Origin of the sequence: Pseudobutyrivibrio xylanivorans (assembly GCF_010906925.1) — a bacterium.
In the GTDB taxonomy this organism is placed as follows: Bacteria; Bacillota; Clostridia; order Lachnospirales; family Lachnospiraceae; genus Pseudobutyrivibrio.
On sequence record NZ_VTVE01000001.1, the window covers coordinates 503,620 to 526,345 of the forward strand.

The window sequence follows — 22,726 nt, forward strand, 5'->3', positions numbered from 1 at the left end:
TGTATTAGGAGATTTTATGAAGGAAATTATTAAGGATACTCCATGGGACGATTTGCACGAGGAGTGCGGCGTCTTTGCGATGTATGATTTCGACGGTGGGGACGTTGCCTCCTCTATTTATTATGGTCTTTTTGCTCTGCAGCACAGAGGCCAGGAGAGCTGCGGTATCGCCGTTTCAGACACCAATGGTCCTAAGCGCAATTATTCTTTGAATAAGGGCATGGGACTTGTAAATGAAGTATTTAATCAGGATATCTTAGAGGGAATGCACGGCGATATCGGTGTAGGACATACAAGATATTCTACCGCAGGTTCGTCTTGTAGAGAGAATGCTCAGCCACTTGTGCTTTCTTACATCAAGGGAATTCTCGGCATGGCCCACAATGGTAATCTTATCAATGCTGAGGAGCTTAGAGATGAGCTTTCAATGACTGGTGCTATTTTCCAGACTACTATCGATTCTGAGACTATCGCTTATTTAATAGCAAGAGAGCGTCTTAACAGTGCAACTGTAGAAGAGGCTGTAGCTAGAGCTTGTGACAGAATCAAGGGTGCTTATTCACTTGTAGTAATGTCACCACGTAAGCTTATTGCTGCCCGTGACCCACAGGGATTCAGACCTCTTTGCATCGGTAAGCGTGACAATGCATACGTAATAGCATCTGAGTCATGTGCCTTAGATACAATTGGTGCTGAGTTTATCAGAGATATTGAGCCAGGAGAGATTGTTACTATTTCTCCAGATTTTGGAATCAAATCCGACAAGAGCAGATGTGTTTCTAAGGACAAGCATGCTCGTTGTATATTTGAGTATATTTATTTTGCTAGACCTGACAGTTCATTTGATGGCAAGTCAGTATATGAGTCTAGAATTCAGGCAGGACGTTATCTTGCGCAGGATTCACCAGTAGATGCTGATTTGGTTGTTGGCGTTCCTGAGTCTGGTAATGCAGCGGCTCTTGGATTTTCACTTGAGTCAGGCATTCCTTATGGAACAGCATTTGTTAAAAATGGATATGTAGGTCGTACATTCATCAAACCTAAGCAGGCTAGTAGAGAGTCTTCTGTTCAGGTAAAACTTAATGCGCTTCGTGAGGTTGTTGCTGGCAAGAGAATCATCATGATTGACGATTCAATTGTCCGTGGTACTACATCTGATCGTATTGTTAAGATGCTTAGAGATGCAGGCGCTACAGAGGTTCATGTACGTATTTCATCACCTCCATTCTTGTGGCCTTGCTATTTTGGTACTGATGTACCATGCCGTGAGCAGCTTATAGCTTACAACCATACAGTAGAGGAAATCCGTGAAATCATAGGTGCCGATTCATTGGCATATCTTCAGTTCGACAGACTTTCACAGATGGTAGACGGACTTGAGATTTGTCATGGTTGCTTTGATGGCAACTATCCTATGGATCCACCAGAAAACGATATTCGTGGAGATTACGATAAATAAAGGAGAGAATTATGAGCACAGATAGATACACTAGCCCACTTTCTGAGAGATATGCAAGCAAGGAAATGCAGTATATTTTCTCCCAGGATAAAAAGTTTTCTACATGGCGTAGACTTTGGATTGCACTTGCTGAGACAGAGATGGAACTTGGTCTTTCTCAGGATGGCAAGCCAGTTATTACTCAGGATATGATTGATGAGATGAAGCAGCATATTGAGGATATCAATTATGATGTTGCTAAGGCTCGTGAGAAGGAAGTAAGACATGATGTAATGAGCCATGTATATGCATACGGACAGCAGTGTCCTAAGGCTGCAGGTATTATCCACCTTGGAGCTACAAGCTGCTACGTAGGCGACAATACAGATATAATCATCATGCGTGATGCACTTCTTCTCATCAGAAAGAAGCTTGTAAATGTTATTGCAGAGCTTGCTAATTTTGCAGAGAAATACAAGGATCAGCCAACACTTGCATTTACACATTTCCAGCCAGCGCAGCCAACTACAGTTGGTAAGCGTGCAACACTTTGGCTCAATGAGTTCGTTATGGATCTTGAGGATCTTGACTATGTACTTTCTACTCTTAAGCTTCTTGGTTCAAAGGGTACAACTGGTACACAGGCTAGCTTCTTAGAGCTCTTTAATGGTGATAATGAGACAATTGACAAGATTGACCCTACTATTGCTAAGAAGATGGGATTTGATGCTTGTTATCCAGTGTCAGGTCAGACATATTCTAGAAAGGTAGATACTAGAGTTTGCAATATTTTAGCAGGCATCGCCGCTTCAGCACACAAGATGTCAAACGATATTAGACTTCTTCAGCATTTGAAGGAAGTAGAGGAGCCATTTGAGAAGAGCCAGATTGGTTCATCAGCTATGGCTTACAAGAGAAATCCAATGCGTTCTGAGCGTATCGCATCACTTTCTCGCTACGTTATGATTGATGCCCTTAATCCAGCTATTACATCAGCTACACAGTGGTTTGAGAGAACACTTGATGATTCAGCTAATAAGAGACTTTCTATAGCAGAAGGTTTCCTTGCAACTGACGGTGTTTTGGACCTTTGCCTTAACGTAGTAGATGGTCTTGTTGTATACGACAAGGTTATTACAAAGCGCCTGATGTCTGAGCTTCCATTTATGGCTACAGAGAATATCATGATGGATGCTGTTAAGCTTGGTGGCAATAGACAGGAGCTTCATGAGAAGATTCGTACACTTTCTATGGAGGCAGGCAAGAATGTCAAGGTAGAGGGTAAGGAGAATAACTTGCTTTCGCTTATCGCTGATGATGATCAGTTCCCAATGGGACTTGAGGAGCTTGAGGCTACAATGGAGCCTAGCAGATATGTTGGACGTAGCCCACGTCAGGTTGAAGTTTATCTTCGTGATGTTATCAACCCAATTCTTGATGCTAACAAAGAAATTCTTGGTGTTAAGGCTGAGATTAATGTTTAATAATTTATAGCATATTAAAGTCACTCCTTAGGGAGTGACTTTTTTGTTTATTCCTTTACTTCATTAGTTTAAAGCGGTAGAATTAAACCATAATTTTATAAAAGGGAGAATATACGTATGAATCTAATTAAAAAGTACACTAGTGTAAGTTTGATTCTAAGAATCATCATCGGATTGTTGTTGGGAGTGGCTTTTGGATTGGCCTTTGATAATCTTGGCTTTCTTTCACTTCTTGGCACAATATTTGTTGGAGCTTTAAAGGCAGTGGCTCCTGTGCTTGTATTTGTTCTTGTAATTGCAGCTCTTGCCCAGGGCAATGACAAGCTAGATAGAAGATTTGGCCTTGTACTTATCCTTTATATGACAAGTACACTTCTTGCATCTGTAATAGCAGTAGTTGGAAGCTTTATATTCCCACAGACACTTACTCTTACTGAGGCAGCTCAGGCAGATACAGTTCCTTCAAGTGTAGGCGAGGTCCTTTCTAATCTTTTAATTAACATGGTATCTAATCCTGTTAATTCACTTGCTGAGGGAAGATATATTGGTATTCTTTTCTGGGCAGTTGTACTTGGTGTGGCAGCTAAGAGAATTGCCAGCGATGCTACTAAGAAGATGATGGGAGACATTTCTGAAATAGTTTCCCAAGCTGTAAGATGGATAATTCAGCTTGCTCCATTTGGTATTATGGGTCTTGTATACGAGAATATTTCTACAAATGGAATGTCTATTTTCACAGATTATGGCAAGCTTTTATTGCTTTTAGTTGGTTGTATGGTAGCTGTAGCACTTGTTGTAGATCCACTTTTGGCGGCAATTGTTCTCAGAAGAAATCCATATCCACTTGTATTTAGATGCCTTAGAGAATCTGGCGTAACAGCTTTCTTTACAAGAAGCTCGGCTGCAAATATTCCAGTAAATATGGAGCTTTGTGAGAAGCTTGGTATGGATCCAGAAATGTATGCTGTATCAATTCCTCTTGGTGCAACAATAAACATGGATGGTGCAGCAATTACTATAGCAGTTATGTCCCTTGCAGCTGCAAATACAGTAGGTATTCATGTATCCTTTGTAACTGCGCTTATTCTTGCATTTATTTCAACACTTGCAGCATGTGGTGCTTCAGGTGTAGCTGGCGGTTCACTTCTTCTTATTCCTATGGCATGTTCTTTATTTGGTGTAGATGGAGATGTTGCAATGCAGGTAGTTGCAGTAGGCTTTATTATTGGAGTAGTGCAGGATTCTGTTGAGACTGCTCTTAATTCATCTGGTGACGTTATGTTTGCTGCTACAGCAGAATATGCACAGTGGAAAAAGAATGGAAAATCACTTCCAACATTCTTGGGTGGTGATACAAAATTAGATATATAATACAAATATTAACGAATAGTTATATAAAATAACTGATAATAACAAGAAAAATAACCAATCAATTAAGTATATATTACACAATTGATTGGTTGTTTTGCGTTTATTATAACGTTTTTGCTCGTTTATGCCACTGATGTGTATAAAAAGGCAATAATTAATAGTTGCAAGGCAAGAATTAGAAAGTAAAACTATTACATAATTATTACAATTGAAAAGGCTCGAGCAACGTAAACGTTTTCGGAAATTTCCGTATACAAAAAAATACCAAGGGGGTATAAAGTTTTATGAAAAGAAAAGTACCAGTTATATTAAGCATGCTGTTGGCTGCTGGTCTCACAGCACCAGCGCTTACAGTTGAGGCAGCACCTGCTTTCAATCCTTATAAGACAATTCAGGCTGAAGCAAAGTTTGGTGATTCAGGTGTTGAAGTCACCACAGAAGCAAGCGGCGCTAAGGTAGTATCAAGTATTGATAAGGGTGATTATTTCTTTGTAAAGGATGTTAATTTCTCAGAAGGTCTTTCAAAAATCGCTATTTCTGCTAAAGCAGAAGGCCCAGCTGTTATCGAAGTAAGAAAGGGCGGAGCAGATGGCGAAGTTCTAGGTAATATCAAGCTTTCAAATACAAATGGCGAGTATAAGGATTTCTCTGCAGCAATGAAGAATGTAGAGGGTAAAGATACTATCGCATTTGTAGGTGCGGGTGGATCTGTGTCAATTGACTATTGGTCAGCAGTGGCAGCTCAGACAACTGAGCCACAGCCTGAGGACCCACAGCCTGAAAATCCACAGCCAGAGAATCCCGAAACACCAGAAACACCAGAGAATTCAACTGTAACATTTAATCCATATGATACAGTTGAGGCTGAATCTACAAAGGAGAGATCAGATGCTGAAGATTTAAGTGATAAAGGTGTTAACTATGTTGGAATTAAAGCAAATGGATACCTCTTATTTAAAGATGTAGATTTATCAAAAGGTATCTCAGGTTTAGTGGTTACTGCTAAATGTGATAGACCTAATACAACTTTAGAACTTCATATAGATAGCGTCGATGGTGAAGCGCTTTCATCTGTAAAGGTTAGTGCTCCTAGCGCTTTTAAAATTACCACTGAAAAGTTCACATCAGATGTTACAGGCACACATGATGTATACTTGGTTGCAAAGACAGGTACAGTAAAACTTGATTCATGGAAATTACTTCCTGTAGAAAGTGCAAATCCTGACCCACAGCCAGAAGATCCACAGCCGGAAAATCCACAACCAGAAACACCAGAGAATCCAACTACAACATTAAATCCATATGATACAGTAGAAGCTGAATCTGCACAGGATAAATATTTTGCTGCACCTTTAAGCAAGGATGGTGTTAACTATCTTGGAATTAAAGCAAATGGATATATTTTATTTAAGGATGTAGACTTATCAAAAGGTATTTCAGGCTTGATGATTACAGCTAAATCAGATAGACCAAATACATCATTAGAGCTTCATGTTGATAGCCTTGACAGTGAAGCGGTTGCTTCTTTAAAGATTGCATCTCCAGATGAATTTAAAACAAATGCTGTGAAGTTTACATCAGATGTTACAGGTAAACATGATGTATATTTAGTTGCAAAGAAAGGCACAGTAAATCTTGATTCGTGGAAATTGATGCCTGGACCAAATGTAAATCCAGATCCAGTAAATCCAGATCCAGTAAATCCAGATCCAGTAAATCCAGATCCAGTTAACCCAGATCCAGTAACTCCAGAGCCAGTTAATCCAGACCCAGTTAACCCAGATCCAGTAGTTACTGAGGGATTAAATGTTAGATATCAGATTAATAGCTGGGGCACAGGCTATACTGTTGACTTCTTTGTAGATAATAAGTCAGGTTCTACAACTAATGGCTGGACAGTTAAGGTTAGAAAAGATCAGGTAAGCATCGACAATAGCTGGTGTGTAAATATTAAAGAGGAGGGTGACTACTATGTAATCACTCCACTTGATTGGAACTCACATATTGAGAACGGAAAGTCAATTCAGTTCGGTATTATCGGAACAGGTAGCATCGGAAATACACTTGATGTGTCAGTTCAGTAATTGTAAAATTATTGCCTAAATAAAAGTACGATGGCATCTGCAAGTAATTGCAGGTGCCATTTTTTGTTGTGAAAAAGATTATATAAATTGCCAGCAAAGTAATACTTTCCCATATTTCTAGAAGCTATAATTCTATTTATAAAGAGGATAGATAATTAAAGGGGGCATTATGGGAAAATATTTTGCGGCGATTGATATGGGGGCGTCCAGTGGACGGCTTATATTAGGTGAAACTGAAAATGGAATAATTAAACTTGAAGAAATCCATAGATTTGAAAATGGTTTGAAAGAGATTAAGGGGCATTTATGCTGGGATACCAAGTATTTATTTGGTGAGATTCTTACAGGACTTAAGAAATGCAAGGCTATAGGAAAAATACCCTCTACAATTGGTGTGGATACCTGGGGTGTAGACTTTGTCCTGCTTGATGAGAATGATAATTTAATTGGTCAGGCTGTAGGCTATAGAGATAGTAGAAATGAGGATATGGATAAAGAAGTCTATAAAATCATTTCTGAGACAGATTTATATGCAAGAACAGGAATTCAAAAGGCTATCTACAATACTATTTATCAGCTTATGGCGGTCAAAACGCAAAATCCTAATCAGCTAGAAAATGCTAAGGCTCTGCTTATGATGCCTGATTACATGCATTTTCTTTTGACGGGGAAAAAGGCTTCAGAATATACTATTGCAACCACAAGCCAGCTTATTAATCCAAATACTAAGTCATGGGATTATGAGCTTATAGATATGCTTGGGTACCCAAAAGAGATTTTTCAAGAAATAAAAGTTCCTGGAACAAGTCTCGGGAATTTAAGAAAAGAGGTTTCAGAAGAAATAGGTTTTGATTGTGAAGTTATTCTTCCAGGTTCCCACGATACGGCATCAGCTGTGCTTGCAGTTCCTTCAAACGAGAAAAATACCCTCTACATAAGCTCAGGTACATGGTCTCTTATGGGCGTTGAAGCCATGAAACCTGATTGTTCAAAGGAATCCCATGCCCTGAATTTTACAAATGAAGGAGGCTATAATTATCGCTTCAGATATTTGAAAAATATAATGGGACTTTGGATGATTCAGAGTTTAAAGAAGGAATTGGATGATAAATATTCATTTGCAGAGCTTTGCGAGATGGCTGAGGAGAGTAGCTGTGTTTCTATAGTTGATTGCAATGATGAGAGATTTCTTGCGCCGAAATCCATGATGGATGCGGTGGTTACTTTTTGCAAAGAATCAAATCAACCGGAACCTAAAGAACCTTCCGATTTTGCTAGGGTTATTTATCATAGTCTGGCTGTATGCTACAAAAAGACCTTGGCAGAGATAGAGTTCGTTCAAAATGTGAAATATCAAAAATTATTTATAGTTGGCGGTGGTTCTAATGCTAAGTATCTCAATGAGCTGACAGCCAAAGAAACTAGGCTTATTGTATCTGCTGGACCTACAGAAGCTACTGCTATAGGAAATATAATTGTACAAATGCTTGCAAAAAATGAGTTTTCATCTCTTGAGGAAGCAAGAAGGGCAGTGGCAGAGTCTTTTGATGTAAAAATATATGGATAATATAAAAGGCGCCGGGTGTCCCTGGCGCCTTTGTGGTTATAAACGATGGGTAAATTTTTACTGGTTAGCGTTTGACCAGATTTTATATTCTACATTTGGATTAACACCTTTTATCTGGAATAATTCGCTAACTGTAACAAATTGATAACCCTGATTCTGAAGACCTTCTATTATCTGTGGGAGAGCCTGAACTGTTTTGCTATTTCCCTGGAAATCGTGAAGTAGAATGATATCACCATCCTTTGTGCTTGAAAGGACGGAATTCACGATTTGTGAAGATGAAGTTCCTGACTCCCAATCATTGTGCATTGTTCCTTGAATAAAAGGAACATCAATGTTTTGATACATAGTATTGCTCACTGAAATATATGGTGGGCGGAAGAATTTTGGCTCCACACCAACAGTGTTGTTGATGGCTGAAGAAGTCCAATACATCTGGTTCTTAATGTCATTTGGGCTCATGTAAGCCATGTCTTCATGTGTATATGAATGGCTGGCAAGCTCGCAACCCATGTTAACCTGGCGCTGCATAGTTGCCATAGTGTTGGAATTTACATTCTGTCCAATAAGGAAGAATGTTGCCTTTACATTATATTGCTCAAGGACGTCTAGTACCTGATCAGTAGTGCTGCTAGGCCCGTCATCAAATGTGAGAGCCACTACTTTTTTGTTACCAGTGTTTCCTCCAGAATTGCCATTGCCTGTGGATGGAGATGGAGAAGCTCCCCCTTGTGAGCTGATTCCACCTATTCCAAGCCAATCAATATAAGCATCCCATTGACCGTCATCTGCTGTCACTACAAGCTCTACAGTTTGGTTGCCTGTTCCGTGGCTGACATTTTTAATAGTGTATTCAGCTGGGTATGAGTCGCCATAATAGAATGTTCCCTTGTATTGACCGCCGATTTTCAAATCTACTCTAGCCATATTATCATTGTTAGAGCATCCTCTTAGTGTGAAGTCATGAGTGCCGCTTGTGAAATTCTGGTTGAATTTTACAGTGTCATTGTTGGCGTACAGGGCTACACCGCTGAAAGGAGAAGAGATGTTTCCTGCATATTGGCCACTCTTTGTCATGTTTTCACATTGAATTTTATCGGAATCGTTAACAGTTACTAGGTTGTTTCCAGCATTACTATTGCCTCCGTTGTTTCCTTGGCTTGAACCCTGGTTGCCGGAGTTGTTTGAGCCAGAAGAACTGCCTCCGATAGTCATATTGTTTTTATAAACATTTGCTGTACCGCTACTTTGGTAGCCTTCGATATTCAGAGCAGCTTCGTAAAGCTTTCCGCATGGTAACCCCATATTTTCCCATGCTTTGAAGTGCTCTGAAACGCTTATAGTACCACTGGTTCGCTTTGTTGTGCGAACGCTAAAGTACTGTGTAAATGTAGTGTCGCCCTGGATGGAAGGGGCATTTTCACGGGTAGTAACATATACATCATAAGTACCACCGTCTACCTGGATTTGTCCTCTTGGAGTTCCTCCTGGTGGACGCCATGTTCCCCAGCTGTCTACAATGTAGTATTCAACTAGTGGGTCTACTGTCCATCCGTAGACGCAAAGATAAGAATTTCCATTTGGATTATAGTCGCAACCGTAATCAAAAGAAATATTTCCTATTTCTTTGTAGGTTTTTGTACTATCAAATTTCTTACCTTTACGGAAAAGAGCATTGTTAATATTGCTCCATGAACATTCGAATGTTCCCCCAGCATTCAATGTCATGCTTGTGTTTCCCGTATCTTTCCATAATTCATAATCGTAACCATCCTGGTTACCGGTCTCGTTGTTGTAAATTGTGTTAGCTGCCTTAACAGTAATAGGTGCAAAAAGTGTGGTGGCAGAAACGGCAAGAGACAACAACGCCGCTGCTAATTTTTTCTTCACTAAAAACCTCCTTCTATATGTTACAAATGTTTATAACCACATAATAAAATCGTAACAACGAGGAAATAATCATGCATTATAAAACTTGCCATAAAAGTGAAAAAATGTGCTTTAATTATTCTGTGGGTATAACAGTGGCTTAATCCACATACGTGTATTAAAATGTTGCATGGCGCGAATTTATGAAAAGAATCTGTAAAATATATTTGGATTACAAGTGATGTTCTTGTACAATACAACTAGTAAATATAGAAAAAAGAGGGAAGAATAATGGCATTTATTGGAGTATTGTTAGTATGTTTATTGATGCTTGCAGCTTTTTTAGCTGTAGTAGGATTGGTACTTTTTCTTATAGCTGTTGGAATTACGGCACTTATTAGTAGTGTTGTTCTTGCTAATACAGGTAAAAAGCTTAGTGAGTCTAAGAGAAAGAAAACCCTTGTTATTGTTCTTTTAATAGCTGCAGCATTAGCGCTGGTTCCTTCTGGCTTTTTGATTTATAAATTTGTAGTTTTGTTTTTATTGTCAGCCTAGCCCATAAAACTAAATGGGACTAGCTATTGTTGAGAAAAATAGGCCTTTAAAAGCAACTGTACTGTGTTAAAAAAAAATATGAAATATGGTATAATTTGCATCAAAGTGTAAAAGGCGGGAGAATAATATGAGAAGCTTAATTTTTTTGGCAACTGATATTACAAATGGGACTATTTCGGCTGACGAATTAGTAGAGGATATTCAAAAGGGTGTTATACAACAACAGATTGAAAAGCTCATTCCACAGTTTTGGAGTTTCTTGTGGTGTGTAGTGTTATCTATAGTTGTATTTTTTATAGGTTCTCAGATTATAAAGGGAATTATCAAGCTAACAGCTAAGGCGTTGACTATTAGAAATGTTGATACAGGTGTAGCCACATTCTTAGAGTCAGTCCTTAGATGGATTTTATATATTATTTTATTTACCATAATTCTTGGATTATTTGGAGTTACTACCACATCTATTTCTGCTGCTGTGGCAGGACTTGGTGTTACCATCGGTCTTGCGCTGCAGGGAGCTCTTTCAAATTTCGCCGGTGGCATTTTGATTCTTGTAATGCATCCATTTAGAGTCGGTGATTACATCATTGAGCATGCTACTAATCAAGAGGGTAGAGTAGAAAAAATCAATATCATTTACACTAGCCTTAAGATGATTGATGGTAGAATGGTGCAGATTCCTAATGGTACATTATCTTCAGCATCTCTTACTAACTGTACTTCTATGACTAGAAGAATGTTCAATGAGACTGTTGGGATTAGCTATAGTTCTGACATTAAGAGAGCAAAGGAGATAATGGAGTACATTGCTACACAGCAGGACCACCGTATTTCCTCTGAGCCTATTTCTGTATTTGTAGCAGAGTTAGGAGAAAGTGCGGTTCAGATAGGTCTTCGTTTTTGGATCGAGACAGAGTATTACTGGGAGACAAAATGGAGAGTTCTAGAGCAAATAAAAGAACGTTTTGATAAGGCGGGGATTGAAATCTGCTTTAATCAGTTAGATGTTCACATAAAAAAAGAAGATTAATTTAGGAAGGACCCATATAGGGTTGGGCAGGAGTTTTGAACAAGGCATACGATTTATTAAAAGAAGAAAAGCTTGAAGGGCTTGATTCACTAGGCTTTATCTTTGAACACAAGAAGACTAAGGCAAGAATTTGTTTTATTTCTAACGACGATACTAACAAGGTGTTTTATATAGGATTCAGAACACCACCAAAGGATTCTACAGGTGTGGCGCATATTGTGGAGCATACAGTTTTGTGTGGTTCTGATAAGTATCCAGTGAAGGATCCTTTTGTTGAGCTTGTAAAGGGAAGTCTTAACACATTTTTAAATGCTATGACTTACCCAGATAAAACAGTTTATCCTATTGCAAGCACTAATAACACTGATTATATGAATCTTATCGATGTGTATATGGATGCAGTTTTTCATCCAAACATTTACAAGTATCGTGAGATTTTTGAGCAGGAAGGATGGCACTATGAGATGGAGGATGCTGACAGCGAGCTGACCATCAATGGTGTTGTTTATAATGAAATGAAGGGTGCATATTCATCTCCTGATGATGTACTTTCACGTCAGATTCTCAATTCATTATTCCCAGATACCACATATGCTATAGAGTCAGGTGGTGACCCAAAGGTAATCCCATCTCTTACATATGAGGATTTCCTTGCATTCCACAGCAAGTATTATCATCCTAGCAATTCCTATATTTACGTCTATGGAGATGTGGATATAGATGAGATGCTAGAGTATTTAGATAAAAAATATCTTTGCAAGTATGATTATCTTGAGGTTGATTCTGAGATTCAGATGCAGAAGCCTTTTGATAAGCCAGTTGATATTACACTGGATTATTCAATAGCTGCTGATCAGGATGTGGAGAACAATACCTTCCTTTCCTATAATGTGTGTATTGGTGATGTTTTAGATCCTAATATGTACAGAGCTTTTGATGTACTTAATTATGCGCTGGTATCTGCACCAGGTGCCCCTCTTTATCAGGCACTTATTGATGCTGATATAGCAGAGGATGTTGAATGCTCATTTGAAGCATCTCAGAGACAGATGTATTTTTCTATTGTGGCACGCGGCGCCAACGAAGAAGACAAAGACAAGTTCGTTGAGACAATAGAGTCTACATTGAAGCGAGAGATTCAAAAGGGAATCGATAAGAAGACTCTATATGCATCTATAAATGGCGAGCAGTTTAGAGCTAGAGAGCTTGATTTTGGTAGCGCGCCAAAGGGACTTATAATAGGTCTTCAGCTTCTTGATAGCTGGCTCTATGACAAGGATAGACCATTTATACATCTCCATGCAGTAGAGGTATTTGATAAAATTAAATCTAGAGTTGAGAATGGTCTTTTCGATTATATTGCTGATGTATATTTGCTTTCAAATAATCACAAGTCAATTGTTACACTTCGTCCAAAGCAGGGGCTTACAGCAAAGGATGACGAGGAATTAAAGTCAAAGCTTGCAGCTAAAAAGGCTACTATGACAGCAGAAGAGATTGCTGAGATTGTAGAGCATACAGCATACTTGAAAGAGTATCAGCAGACACCTAGCTCAAAAGAGGATTTGGCTAAGATACCTATGCTTACTAGATTCGATTTGACTAGAGAGGCTCGTCCGATAGATTTAGCTGTTTATGAGGAAAATGGAACTACCATTTTACATCACAAGGTTAGCACTAATGGTATTCACTACTTCAATATGGTGTTTGATATCAGTGATGTGACTTTATCAGATATTCCATATGTTTCCCTGTTAGAGCGCTTTATAGGCCTTATGGATACTGAGCATTATACCTACACTGATTATACTAATGAGATGTATCTCCACACTGGTGGAATCACCACATCTACAACAGTACATGAGGTATTCGGTGAGCACGACAAATACAAGATTTCCTTTGAGGTTCGCTCTAAGTTTATATATGATGAAGCAGATGCTGCTAGAGATTTAGTTATCGAGATGATTCGTCATACGATTTTCTCTGATGAAAAGAGATTAAGTGAGCTTATTACAGCAGAGAAATCTCATATAGAAGCAAACCTTAATGCAAAGGGCAATCAGGTGGCTGCAACTAGAGCTAGAAGCGGATTCTCCAAGAGAGCTATGATTTCTGATATGTCAAGCGGATTGGAGTTCTATAGGTTCTTGGTTGACCTAGAAGAAAACTTTGACAGCAAAAAAGACAAAGTTATATCTAAACTTAATAAACTTTGCGATACAATATTCTCTACAGAAAGATTAATCATTTCTTCTACTGGAAAGGCCGAGGCATTAGAGCAGGCCAGATCTCTTGTAAATGATATAAGACCTCTGTTGTCACAAACCAAGACTTCATTTGATGGTCAAGATGAGTATGAGCCACATCAGGTGAAGGAAGGTTTGAAGGATGCCTCACAGATTCAGTATGTGGCCATGGCTGGAGATTTTGTTAAAGCTGGATTTAAATATAACGGCGCGTACAGATTATTAAACACTATTCTTGGATATGATTACTTCTGGATAAAGGTTCGTGTCCAAGGCGGCGCCTATGGATGCAGTATGAATTGCAGCCGACAGGGCGATGTCGTATTTGTATCATACAGAGATCCAAATCTTCTTGAGACAATAAATGTATTTAAGGAGACAGGTGTTTATCTTAAGAATTTTGATGCTGATGATAGAGACATGACCAAATATATCATTGGTACCATAAGTGGTATGGATACACCGCTTACTCCTTCTCAGAGAGGTTTACGTGGTCTTAATTGTTATCTTTCAGGGATTACCTTCGAGGATTTACAGAAGACTAGAAACGAAGTGCTAGATGCTACTGTAGAGGATGTTAGAGCCTTGGCTGAGCCTGTAGAGGCAGCTATCTCACAGCAGTATATCTGTGTGGTAGGAAACGAAAATGCAATAGAGGAGAATAGAGACATATTCACTTCTATTGAGAGTTTATATTAATGATAATTATTTGATGAGCTGGTAGGAGTAACCAGCGGATTAGAGGATTTTAAATGAGTGATAATTTTAAATCAGGTTTCGTTACAATAGTAGGTCGCCCAAATGTGGGCAAGAGCACATTGATGAATCATATCATTGGGCAGAAGATAGCCATCACAAGCAACAAGCCTCAGACAACAAGAAACAGAATACAGACTGTATATACAGATTCTGAGGTTGGCCAGATTGTTTTTCTTGATACACCTGGCATGCATCAGGCTAAAAATAAGCTTGGCGAGTATATGATGACTGCAGCTAAGAGCACAATCAATGATGTGGATTTGATTTTGTGGCTCATCGAGCCTGATACAAAAGTTGGAGCAGGTGATAAGAAAATTGCAGAGCTTCTTGCTACAGCAGAGGCACCAGTAATTCTTGTTATCAATAAAATCGACATGGCTGATGGTGCCAAGGTAGGAGAGACTATTCAGGCATTCAAGGATTTATGTGATTTTATAGAGGTTGTACCTGTATCCGCACTTCACGGAGAGGGCTGTGATGATTTACTTTCTACTATATTTAAGCACCTTCCAGAGGGACCAGCTTTTTACGACGAGGAGACTGTTACCAATCAGACTCTTAGAGAAATCACAGCAGAGATTATCAGAGAGAAATCTCTTCACGCATTAAATGATGAGGTACCTCATGGTATTGCTATAGCAATTGATACCATGAAGGAGCGCCCAGGCAAAAAGCCAATGTGGGATATTGAGGCGACTATAATTTGCGAGAAGAATTCTCATAAGGGAATTATAATAGGTAAGGGCGGTGCCATGATTAAGAAAATCGGCACCAACTCACGTTACGAAATCGAGAAGCTCCTTGATGCCAAGGTCAATCTTAAGCTTTTTGTTAAGGTTAAAAAGGATTGGCGTGATAGCGACTATGAGCTGAAGAATTTTGGATATAAAAAAGAGGACATTTAATAAATGGGACTTGTGACCATTACGGGAATTGTATTATCAAGCTCCGATGTAGGTGAATTCGATAAACGGCTTGTGATTCTAACAAAAGAATCTGGGCGAGTGACAGCCTTTGCTAAGGGGGCAAGGCGACCGAACAACCCGCTTATTGCAGCATGTTCACCTTTTTGCTTTGGAACATTTGACGCCTTCGAGGGAAGGAATTCCTACCATATAAGCAAGGCTAATATTACCAATTACTTTAGGGATTTAGTTACAGACTACGAAAAGGTATGTCTTGGCTCATATTTTTTAGAAGTTGCAGATTATAATTCTGTGGAGGGGGTAGATGAGAAGGCTCGTCTGGCTCTTTTGTATCAGAGTCTTAAGGCTTTAGAGTCTGGTAAATTTTCCAACAGACTTCTAAAGAATATTTACGATTTAAAATCCTGGGTATTAAATGGAGAATACCCAAATGTATTTCAGTGTATGCTCTGTGGGCGCACTGATTCTCTTAAATATTTTTCCATAAAACATCATGGTATGCTCTGTAGTGATTGTGGTTCTATGGAAGCTGGGATAGAAATAGGACAATCAACACTATATGCTATGCAATTCATTGTTTCATCTAAGATAGAAAAGTTGTATACTTTTGTTTTGAATAATGAAACTGAAGAAGAATTGACTAGAATTTTAGCGAGTTATCGATTAAACTATATCTCGCATAAATATAAGAGTGAGGAATTTTTATGACACGTAAGACACCAGGAGGTAAAACTTCCGGTATGCGTAGCAGAAGTACAGCCGCAAGACCTGCCGCAAGACCTGACAGGCAAGGGGCACTTTCACAGCAGTTAAAGGAAGCACGAAGAAAAAAGAGACAAAAGCAGGTTATGCGCAACCGACTTATATTCGGCGGCGGATGTGTGGCAGTCCTACTAATCATTATTTTATTAATTGTAAAATTATTTGGATTTATTTCAGGCGTAGGTAAAAAGGCAGAGACCTCTACTATTACATTTGACAAAGATGGTAAGGTGGTTTTTGAGGAGGTAGTGGATTTTGATACAGAAGTCTACTCTAAGTCAGACCTAAAAGACTATACCAATGATATGATATCTAGCTATAACGATGCTAATGAAGACGATTCTATCAAGCTTAACAAGGTATCGGTTTCAGACAACAAGGCATACGTTAAGACTACATACAAGGATGTAGCAACATACAGTGGATTCACCTCATACCAGACTTTTAATGACACATATGAGAGCGCAATAGAGGCTGGATATGATTTCAATACTAAATATTCAATGCTTAATGAGGGTACAAAGGATTCAGCTCCAACTCTTACAGAGAGCCAGTCAGTTGATACTGATACAGTCTTTGCAGGTAAGAGGGTAGTGGCAGTTAATGAAAATGTCACTGTTGTTGTGCCAGGTATAATTGAATATGTATCTGATGCCAATGTTGAGGCGATTTCAAACAATACAATTAAGATTTCTCCTGCTGATGGAAACAATGATTCTACTAGTCTTGTATACATTGTTTACAGAGCAGAATAAATAAAGATACGAGAGGAAATATAATTTATGGAAAAGACAATGGACAAAATTATTGCTCTTGCTAAAGCGAGAGGCTTTGTATACGCAGGTTCCGAAATTTACGGTGGTCTTGCTAATACATGGGATTATGGCAATCTTGGCGTTGAGCTTAAGAACAATGTTAAGAAAGCATGGTGGCAGAAGTTCGTTCAGCAGAACCCATACAATGTTGGTGTTGACTGTGCCATCCTTATGAATCCACAGACATGGATTGCATCTGGTCACCTTGGTTCTTTCTCAGATCCACTTATGGATTGTAAAGAGTGCCACGAGCGTTTCAGAGCTGACAAGATTATTGAGGACTTTGCTGCAGAGAACAATATCGAGCTAAAGTCATCAGTTGATGGTTGGAGCAAGGAAGAGATGAAGGAATTCATCGATAGCAATAATGTTCCATGTCCTACATGTGGCAAGCACAACTTCACAGACATCCGTGAGTTCAACCTTATGTTTAAGACTTTCCAGGGTGTTACTGAGGATGCTAAGAATACAGTTTACCTTCGTCCTGAGACAGCACAGGGTATTTTTGTAAACTTCAAGAATGTACAGCGTACATCTAGAAAGAAAGTACCATTTGGTATTGGACAGATTGGTAAGTCATTTAGAAATGAGATTACACCTGGTAACTTCACATTCCGTACTCGTGAGTTTGAGCAGATGGAGCTTGAGTTCTTCTGCAAGCCTGGTACACAGGATGAGTGGTTCCAGTATTGGAGAAGCTTCTGTCGTGACTGGCTTATCAGCCTTGGCATGAAAGAGGATGAGATGCGTCTTCGTGACCATGATCCTGAGGAGCTTTCATTCTACTCAACAGGAACTACTGATATCGAGTTCTTGTTCCCATTCGGTTGGGGTGAGCTTTGGGGAATCGCCAGCCGTACAGATTATGACCTTACTCAGCATCAGAATGTTTCAGGTCAGGATCTTACATACTTCGATGATGAGACCAATGAAAAGTATCTTCCTTATGTTATCGAGCCATCACTTGGTGCTGACCGTGTAGTTCTTGCATTCCTTTGTGCAGCATACGATGAGGAAGAAGTTGGTAAGGATGGAAAGAGCGATATTCGTACAGTACTTAGATTCCATCCAGCACTTGCACCAGTTAAGATCGGTGTGCTTCCACTTTCAAAGAAGCTTAATGAGGGAGCAGAGAAGGTATTTACAGAGCTTTCTAAGAAATACAATTGTGAATTTGATGACAGAGGAACAATCGGAAAGCGTTATCGTCGTATGGATGAGATTGGTACACCATTCTGTATCACATATGACTTCGATTCTGAAGAGGATCACATGGTTACAATTCGTCACCGTGATTCTATGGAGCAGGAAAGAATCGCAATCGCTGACTTAGATTCATACTTTGCAGATAAGTTCGAATTTTAGTATAGGAGGAGAGATGCTATGGAAAACGTTAATGTTGCGGGAGTAGACTACAACGAAGTCGAGATTTCTAACACAGAAAAGCCAGCTGAGCCACCAGTTCAACCAGTTCCTACTGTGGCTCCAGCTGTTGACAATGGCGAGGATTTATTAATCGCCCAGATAGACGCTTTCAGAGAAAAGGCTACACAGCTTCAGCAGCTTATTGCAGCTAAAGAGCAAAAGGCAGCAGAGCTTGAAGCCCTCGTAAGAGAAAAGGAAGCAATCAATGTTAAGCTTCAGGATGAGCTTAGCAGAAAACAAGAAGAAGCGGACACCTTAGTTGCTGATGTTGAGACTCAGGTAGATAGAATGATGCAGGTTGTTAAAAACAACATGGATCAATTAGAGCTTGACATTAAGGGACAGGTGAACGATAATCAAGAGTCCTATGAAGAACACAATAGAAATCTTCAGGACACTTTACGTAGTGTCTCAGATGGCTTAGATACTATTCAGAATGAGCTTTCAGAGAAGACTCACTCTGAGTCTGTTCATCTTTATCGCTTGATTCAGGATTTACTGAAGGAGCATGACAATAGCGAAGAACAGGCAGTACAGGCTTTAGAACACTACGGCTCACTTAAGAAGTTATCAATAGTTATTATTATTTTACTTTTACTCACAATGGGTGTTTCAGTAGCAGCATTTATTTTTTCGCTTGGTATTTTTTAGTAGCCCCCCTGAGTAAAAGTGAGTCATGGAGGTTTTATGCCAAATAAGGTTTTTGTTATCGGTCACAAGAATCCAGATACCGATAGTATTTGTGCAGCTATAGCTTATGCTAACCTAAAGAATACTTTAAGCTCAGAGGAAGAATACGTTCCTAAAAAGGCAGGTTCCCTTAATGAGGAGACCCGCTATGTATTACAGAGATTTAATGTAGATGAGCCAGAGACTATATCAGATGTAGGCGCTCAGCTCATGGATATTGAATACAGACGCCTTGAGGGTGTCGATGGCCATATCTCCCTTAAAAAGGCCTGGGAGAAGATGCTTGATAAAGACGTTGCCACACTTCCAGTTGTTGGAAAGACTGGCAAGCTTGAGGGCGTTATTGTCAATGGTGATATTGCCTACTCTTATATGGATGTTTATGACAACAATATCCTTTCAAGAGCCCGTACACAGTACAGCAATATCATCGGTACATTGAATGGAAGACTTGTTACAGGTAATCCACATGCTTATTTTGTAAAGGGTGCAGTAGTAATTGCATCAAACAACAGAGAAGGTCTTAAGGAAGACATCAATCGTGACGATTTAGTTATTGTTGGTAGCATTCCTGAGCGCCAGATTATTTGTATTGAGGCTGGATGCAGCTGCCTTATTGTATGTGGTTGCAGTGGCGTAGAGGAGAGAGTAGCTCAGCTTGCTGAGGAGCATCAGTGTGTTGTTATCACAACTGAGTATGACACTTTCACAGTTGCCAGACTTATTCACCAGTCTATGCCTGTACGTCAGTTTATGAAGACAGAGGACATCATTAGCTTTGAGCTTGATGACTATGTAGATGACGTTAGGGATATTATGAAGACTGTTCGTCACCGAGATTTCCCAATCCTCGATGAGAATAGACACTATGTTGGTATGGTATCACGTCGTCTTCTCTTAAATATGCAGAAGAAACGAGTGATTTTAGTAGATCATAATGAAAAGACTCAGGCTGTTGATGGTATTGATCAGGCAGAGGTTCTTGAAATTATTGATCACCATAGACTTGGTTCATTGGAGACTGTTTCTCCAATTCTTTTCAGAAACCAACCGCTTGGATCTACAGCTACAATTGTTTCTCTAATGTATGATGAGAGGGGAGTTGAGATTCCAAAGCATATTGCAGGATTATTGTGTTCTGCAATTTTATCAGATACCTTGATGTTCAGATCACCTACATGTACAACTGTTGATGAAAAGCAGTGCACTAAGTTGGCAAAGATCGCTGGGGTAGAAATCGAAGAGCTTGCTACATCAATGTTTGAGGCAGGTAGCGATTTCAAGGGTCGTACAGCTGAGCAGATTTTCAATCAGGATTACAAGGTATTTTCGAGTGAGGATGTTAAATTTGGCGTGGCTCAGGTTAGTTCTATTTCAAAGAGTCAGTTAAATTCAATTAAGTCCGATCTTCAAGCTTACATGAATACTGTACTTAACTCATCAGATTTAAATGCTGTGTTTGTTATGCTTACAGATATTCTTGATGAGACAACAGAGCTTCTATTCGTTGGCGGGGAGGCTGACAAAATAATTGCCGATGCTTTTAGAATGCCTGTTGCTGCGGAGAGTTATGTATTAAAGGGTGTTGTTTCGCGTAAGAAGCAGCTTATTCCAGCTATTATGGAGTCTCTGCAGGAATAGCTAAAATTTTATTAGTATGAGGCAAAATACATTATGAATTTTAATGGCTATAATGTTGCGGCAGAAGAAGTAGGGTTAATATTTGCGCTTGCAGTGTTTTATCTCACAGTGGTTAGTCGTCCTAGACAGACCGCTGTGTTTTCTGTCGTATTTTATGGCCAGATTTTATCTATAGTTAATATCGTTTTTCACATGGCCAGCATTTTACTGCTGGACTTTTCTACTTCATTACAAGGCATAGTTTTTAGGCTAGTGGTAATGCTTTACTATGTTTCATATCTAGGCATACTTATCCATTTGTTTTCTTACGTTCATTTGCTTAGTGTCAAGCAAAGAGAAAATCGCGATTTTCTGAATATATTGATAATATTTTTGGCTGGTGCCTATATGGTTACTGTAGGTGGAGTCTATATTACAGATTCATACATTAAAATAGTTAATGATAGGTATGTATTTACCAATCTATTTAATTGCAACATTATCTTTGCGATAGTTAATCTTTTGATTGTGACAGTGTCAGTTGTTGCAAATAGAGAGGCTATTCCAAAGATAGTAATGAAGTATCTCTATTTATTTATTCCGGTAGAGTTGGTACTTTTGGGCATTCAATTGCTATATCCAAAGTATGTATTTTTAAATGTTACATACGTTTTGCCATTTATCCTGTGCTATATAATCTTCCACAGCATTTTGTTTGATGAAGTTACAGGATGTCAGAACAAGCTTGCCTTTGAATCACATTTTTGTACCCTGAAGGCTAAGAATAAGCAGTGTACAATTATCTACATTAAACTTCCAAAGCTTGAGATAGTACAAAACATAGAGCTTATGGATGTGGTTAAGTCGAAAATGTCTACAGAGATTCATTCTCTTGAGACTAAAAATAAAAGAGCATACATGTATCAGATTAATGACTATACTTACGCCATTATTTTTGAACGTATAACTGATTTCGAGACCAAGGATACTATTAAGTATGTTAAGAAGCGTCTTGATGAGACAATGATGACCTGGGAATATTCCAATAGACCAGAGTATAAGATGGTTGTCATTGACCATGCCGAGAACATTGAAAACATGAATGTGCTGTCTTCTTACAGTGGTTTCTTGTTCGAGCATGAAAAATTAAAAAAGAGCAATTGCTACGAGGCTGTACATCAGGATTACTTAGATTGCATGGAAATTAGACGTATTGAAAGAGTAATCGTAGACATTAGAAACAAGGATAATCTTGATGACCCTAGAGTAATAGTCTATGTTCAGCCGATTTTTGATGTATTAAATGGCGGGTATAAGAATGCAGAGTCTTTGATGAGGCTTGATGTTGAGGGAGAGATAATCTTACCTGATATTTTCATCCCCCTTGCAGAGAGAGTGGGCTGTGTTCATACACTTACAAGAATCATTCTTAACAAGGTTTGTAAAAAGATATATGAGATTCAGGATTATTATGTTTTTGATGCTGTATCTGTAAATGTATCTTTATCTGAGTTTATGGATTACAATCTTCACGATGAGCTTATTGAGATAATTAAGAGCAACGGTGTTCCATGTGAGAAGATTCGTCTTGAGATGACAGAGACTATGACAAGTGATGAGTTTGATGCCATTGCACACAACATGGAAGAGTTTAACAATGCGGGAGTTCATTTCTATTTGGATGACTTTGGAACAGGTTATTCTAACCTTGAGCGTATTGTTAGTTTGCCATTTAAAACTATTAAATTTGACAAGACACTTCTGTACAAATCAGAGGATGATCCGATACTTATGCAACTTATTCAGAACATGGTAGATATGTTTAAAAACCATGGATTGGTAGTGCTTGTAGAGGGCGTTGAGAGCGAGAAACAGGAGGTTCTTTCTATAAAACTTGGATTTGAATATATCCAGGGGTATCGCTTCGCTAAACCGGTTCCTGTAGAGACTGTTCAGGAATTTTTTGAGAAGAAGCCAAAGAGATTAGCCTAATTTTAATTGTTTACAGAAGTGAGATTTGAGTATATAATGCATTTATCATCAAAGTTTAATTCATTAGTCGATTCGACTTTTAATTCCACAAAA

16 protein-coding genes are annotated in these 22,726 nt (G+C 38.9%); 15 read left to right on the forward strand and 1 reads right to left on the reverse strand.

All coding sequences use genetic code 11. The features are described 5' to 3' along the window. The first annotated feature begins 16 nt into the window (after window positions 1–16). From purF to rhaB, 5 genes are all read left to right on the forward strand, one after another. On the forward strand, window positions 17–1,459 hold the full coding sequence (gene purF, locus F0Q01_RS02395) for an amidophosphoribosyltransferase (protein ID WP_090154598.1): 1,443 nt from the start codon (window positions 17–19) through the stop codon (window positions 1,457–1,459). Between the two features lie 11 nt (window positions 1,460–1,470). Further along, complete coding sequence (gene purB, locus F0Q01_RS02400; protein WP_090485835.1) at window positions 1,471–2,922, forward strand: adenylosuccinate lyase; 1,452 nt, start codon at window positions 1,471–1,473, stop codon at window positions 2,920–2,922. 117 nt (window positions 2,923–3,039) lie between these two features. Next, window positions 3,040–4,293, forward strand: a complete 1,254-nt coding sequence (sstT, locus tag F0Q01_RS02405) for a serine/threonine transporter SstT (RefSeq protein ID WP_090485838.1) — start codon at window positions 3,040–3,042, stop codon at window positions 4,291–4,293. Window positions 4,294–4,577: 284 nt separating this feature from the next. Further along, window positions 4,578–6,377 (forward strand): carbohydrate-binding protein, encoded by a 1,800-nt coding sequence (locus F0Q01_RS02410; RefSeq protein ID WP_090485841.1) that lies wholly within the window; start codon window positions 4,578–4,580, stop codon window positions 6,375–6,377. Between the two features lie 169 nt (window positions 6,378–6,546). Beyond that, on the forward strand, window positions 6,547–7,944 hold the full coding sequence (gene rhaB / locus F0Q01_RS02415) for a rhamnulokinase (protein ID WP_090485844.1): 1,398 nt from the start codon (window positions 6,547–6,549) through the stop codon (window positions 7,942–7,944). Window positions 7,945–8,001: 57 nt separating this feature from the next. Here the strand turns inward: rhaB and F0Q01_RS13965 are convergent, their stop codons facing one another. Further along, window positions 8,002–9,834 (reverse strand): glycoside hydrolase family 11 protein, encoded by a 1,833-nt coding sequence (locus F0Q01_RS13965; protein WP_090485847.1) that lies wholly within the window; start codon window positions 9,832–9,834, stop codon window positions 8,002–8,004. Window positions 9,835–10,104: 270 nt separating this feature from the next. Here F0Q01_RS13965 and F0Q01_RS02425 point away from each other — a divergent pair, with 270 nt between their 5' ends. The 10 genes from F0Q01_RS02425 (at window position 10,105) to F0Q01_RS02470 (ending at window position 22,633) form a co-directional block, all read left to right on the forward strand. Next, window positions 10,105–10,368: a hypothetical protein gene (locus F0Q01_RS02425; RefSeq protein ID WP_090485850.1), complete on the forward strand. Its 264-nt coding sequence runs from the start codon at window positions 10,105–10,107 to the stop codon at window positions 10,366–10,368. 127 nt (window positions 10,369–10,495) lie between these two features. Further along, window positions 10,496–11,398: a mechanosensitive ion channel family protein gene (locus F0Q01_RS02430; protein ID WP_090485853.1), complete on the forward strand. Its 903-nt coding sequence runs from the start codon at window positions 10,496–10,498 to the stop codon at window positions 11,396–11,398. A gap of 35 nt (window positions 11,399–11,433) precedes the next feature. Continuing rightward, window positions 11,434–14,343, forward strand: coding sequence for an insulinase family protein (locus tag F0Q01_RS02435; protein WP_090485856.1), 2,910 nt, complete (start codon window positions 11,434–11,436; stop codon window positions 14,341–14,343). Window positions 14,344–14,396: 53 nt separating this feature from the next. Further along, window positions 14,397–15,308, forward strand: a complete 912-nt coding sequence (gene era, locus F0Q01_RS02440; RefSeq protein WP_090154582.1) for a GTPase Era — start codon at window positions 14,397–14,399, stop codon at window positions 15,306–15,308. A gap of 3 nt (window positions 15,309–15,311) precedes the next feature. Next, window positions 15,312–16,037, forward strand: a complete 726-nt coding sequence (recO, locus tag F0Q01_RS02445) for a DNA repair protein RecO (RefSeq protein ID WP_090485859.1) — start codon at window positions 15,312–15,314, stop codon at window positions 16,035–16,037. Next, entirely contained in the window at window positions 16,034–16,846 is an 813-nt protein-coding gene (locus F0Q01_RS02450; protein WP_090154578.1) for a hypothetical protein, read from the forward strand. The genes recO and F0Q01_RS02450 overlap by 4 nt, the downstream gene beginning before the upstream one ends. A gap of 27 nt (window positions 16,847–16,873) precedes the next feature. Then, window positions 16,874–18,271: a glycine--tRNA ligase gene (locus F0Q01_RS02455; protein ID WP_090154574.1), complete on the forward strand. Its 1,398-nt coding sequence runs from the start codon at window positions 16,874–16,876 to the stop codon at window positions 18,269–18,271. An 18-nt stretch (window positions 18,272–18,289) separates the two neighbouring features. Then, the gene (locus F0Q01_RS02460; RefSeq protein ID WP_090154572.1) at window positions 18,290–18,982 is read left to right on the forward strand and encodes a hypothetical protein; all 693 of its coding nucleotides are present in this window, start codon (window positions 18,290–18,292) and stop codon (window positions 18,980–18,982) included. 36 nt (window positions 18,983–19,018) lie between these two features. Beyond that, window positions 19,019–20,662 (forward strand): putative manganese-dependent inorganic diphosphatase, encoded by a 1,644-nt coding sequence (locus F0Q01_RS02465; protein ID WP_090485862.1) that lies wholly within the window; start codon window positions 19,019–19,021, stop codon window positions 20,660–20,662. A 33-nt stretch (window positions 20,663–20,695) separates the two neighbouring features. Beyond that, window positions 20,696–22,633 (forward strand): EAL domain-containing protein, encoded by a 1,938-nt coding sequence (locus F0Q01_RS02470; protein WP_090485865.1) that lies wholly within the window; start codon window positions 20,696–20,698, stop codon window positions 22,631–22,633. Window positions 22,634–22,726: the final 93 nt, after the last annotated feature.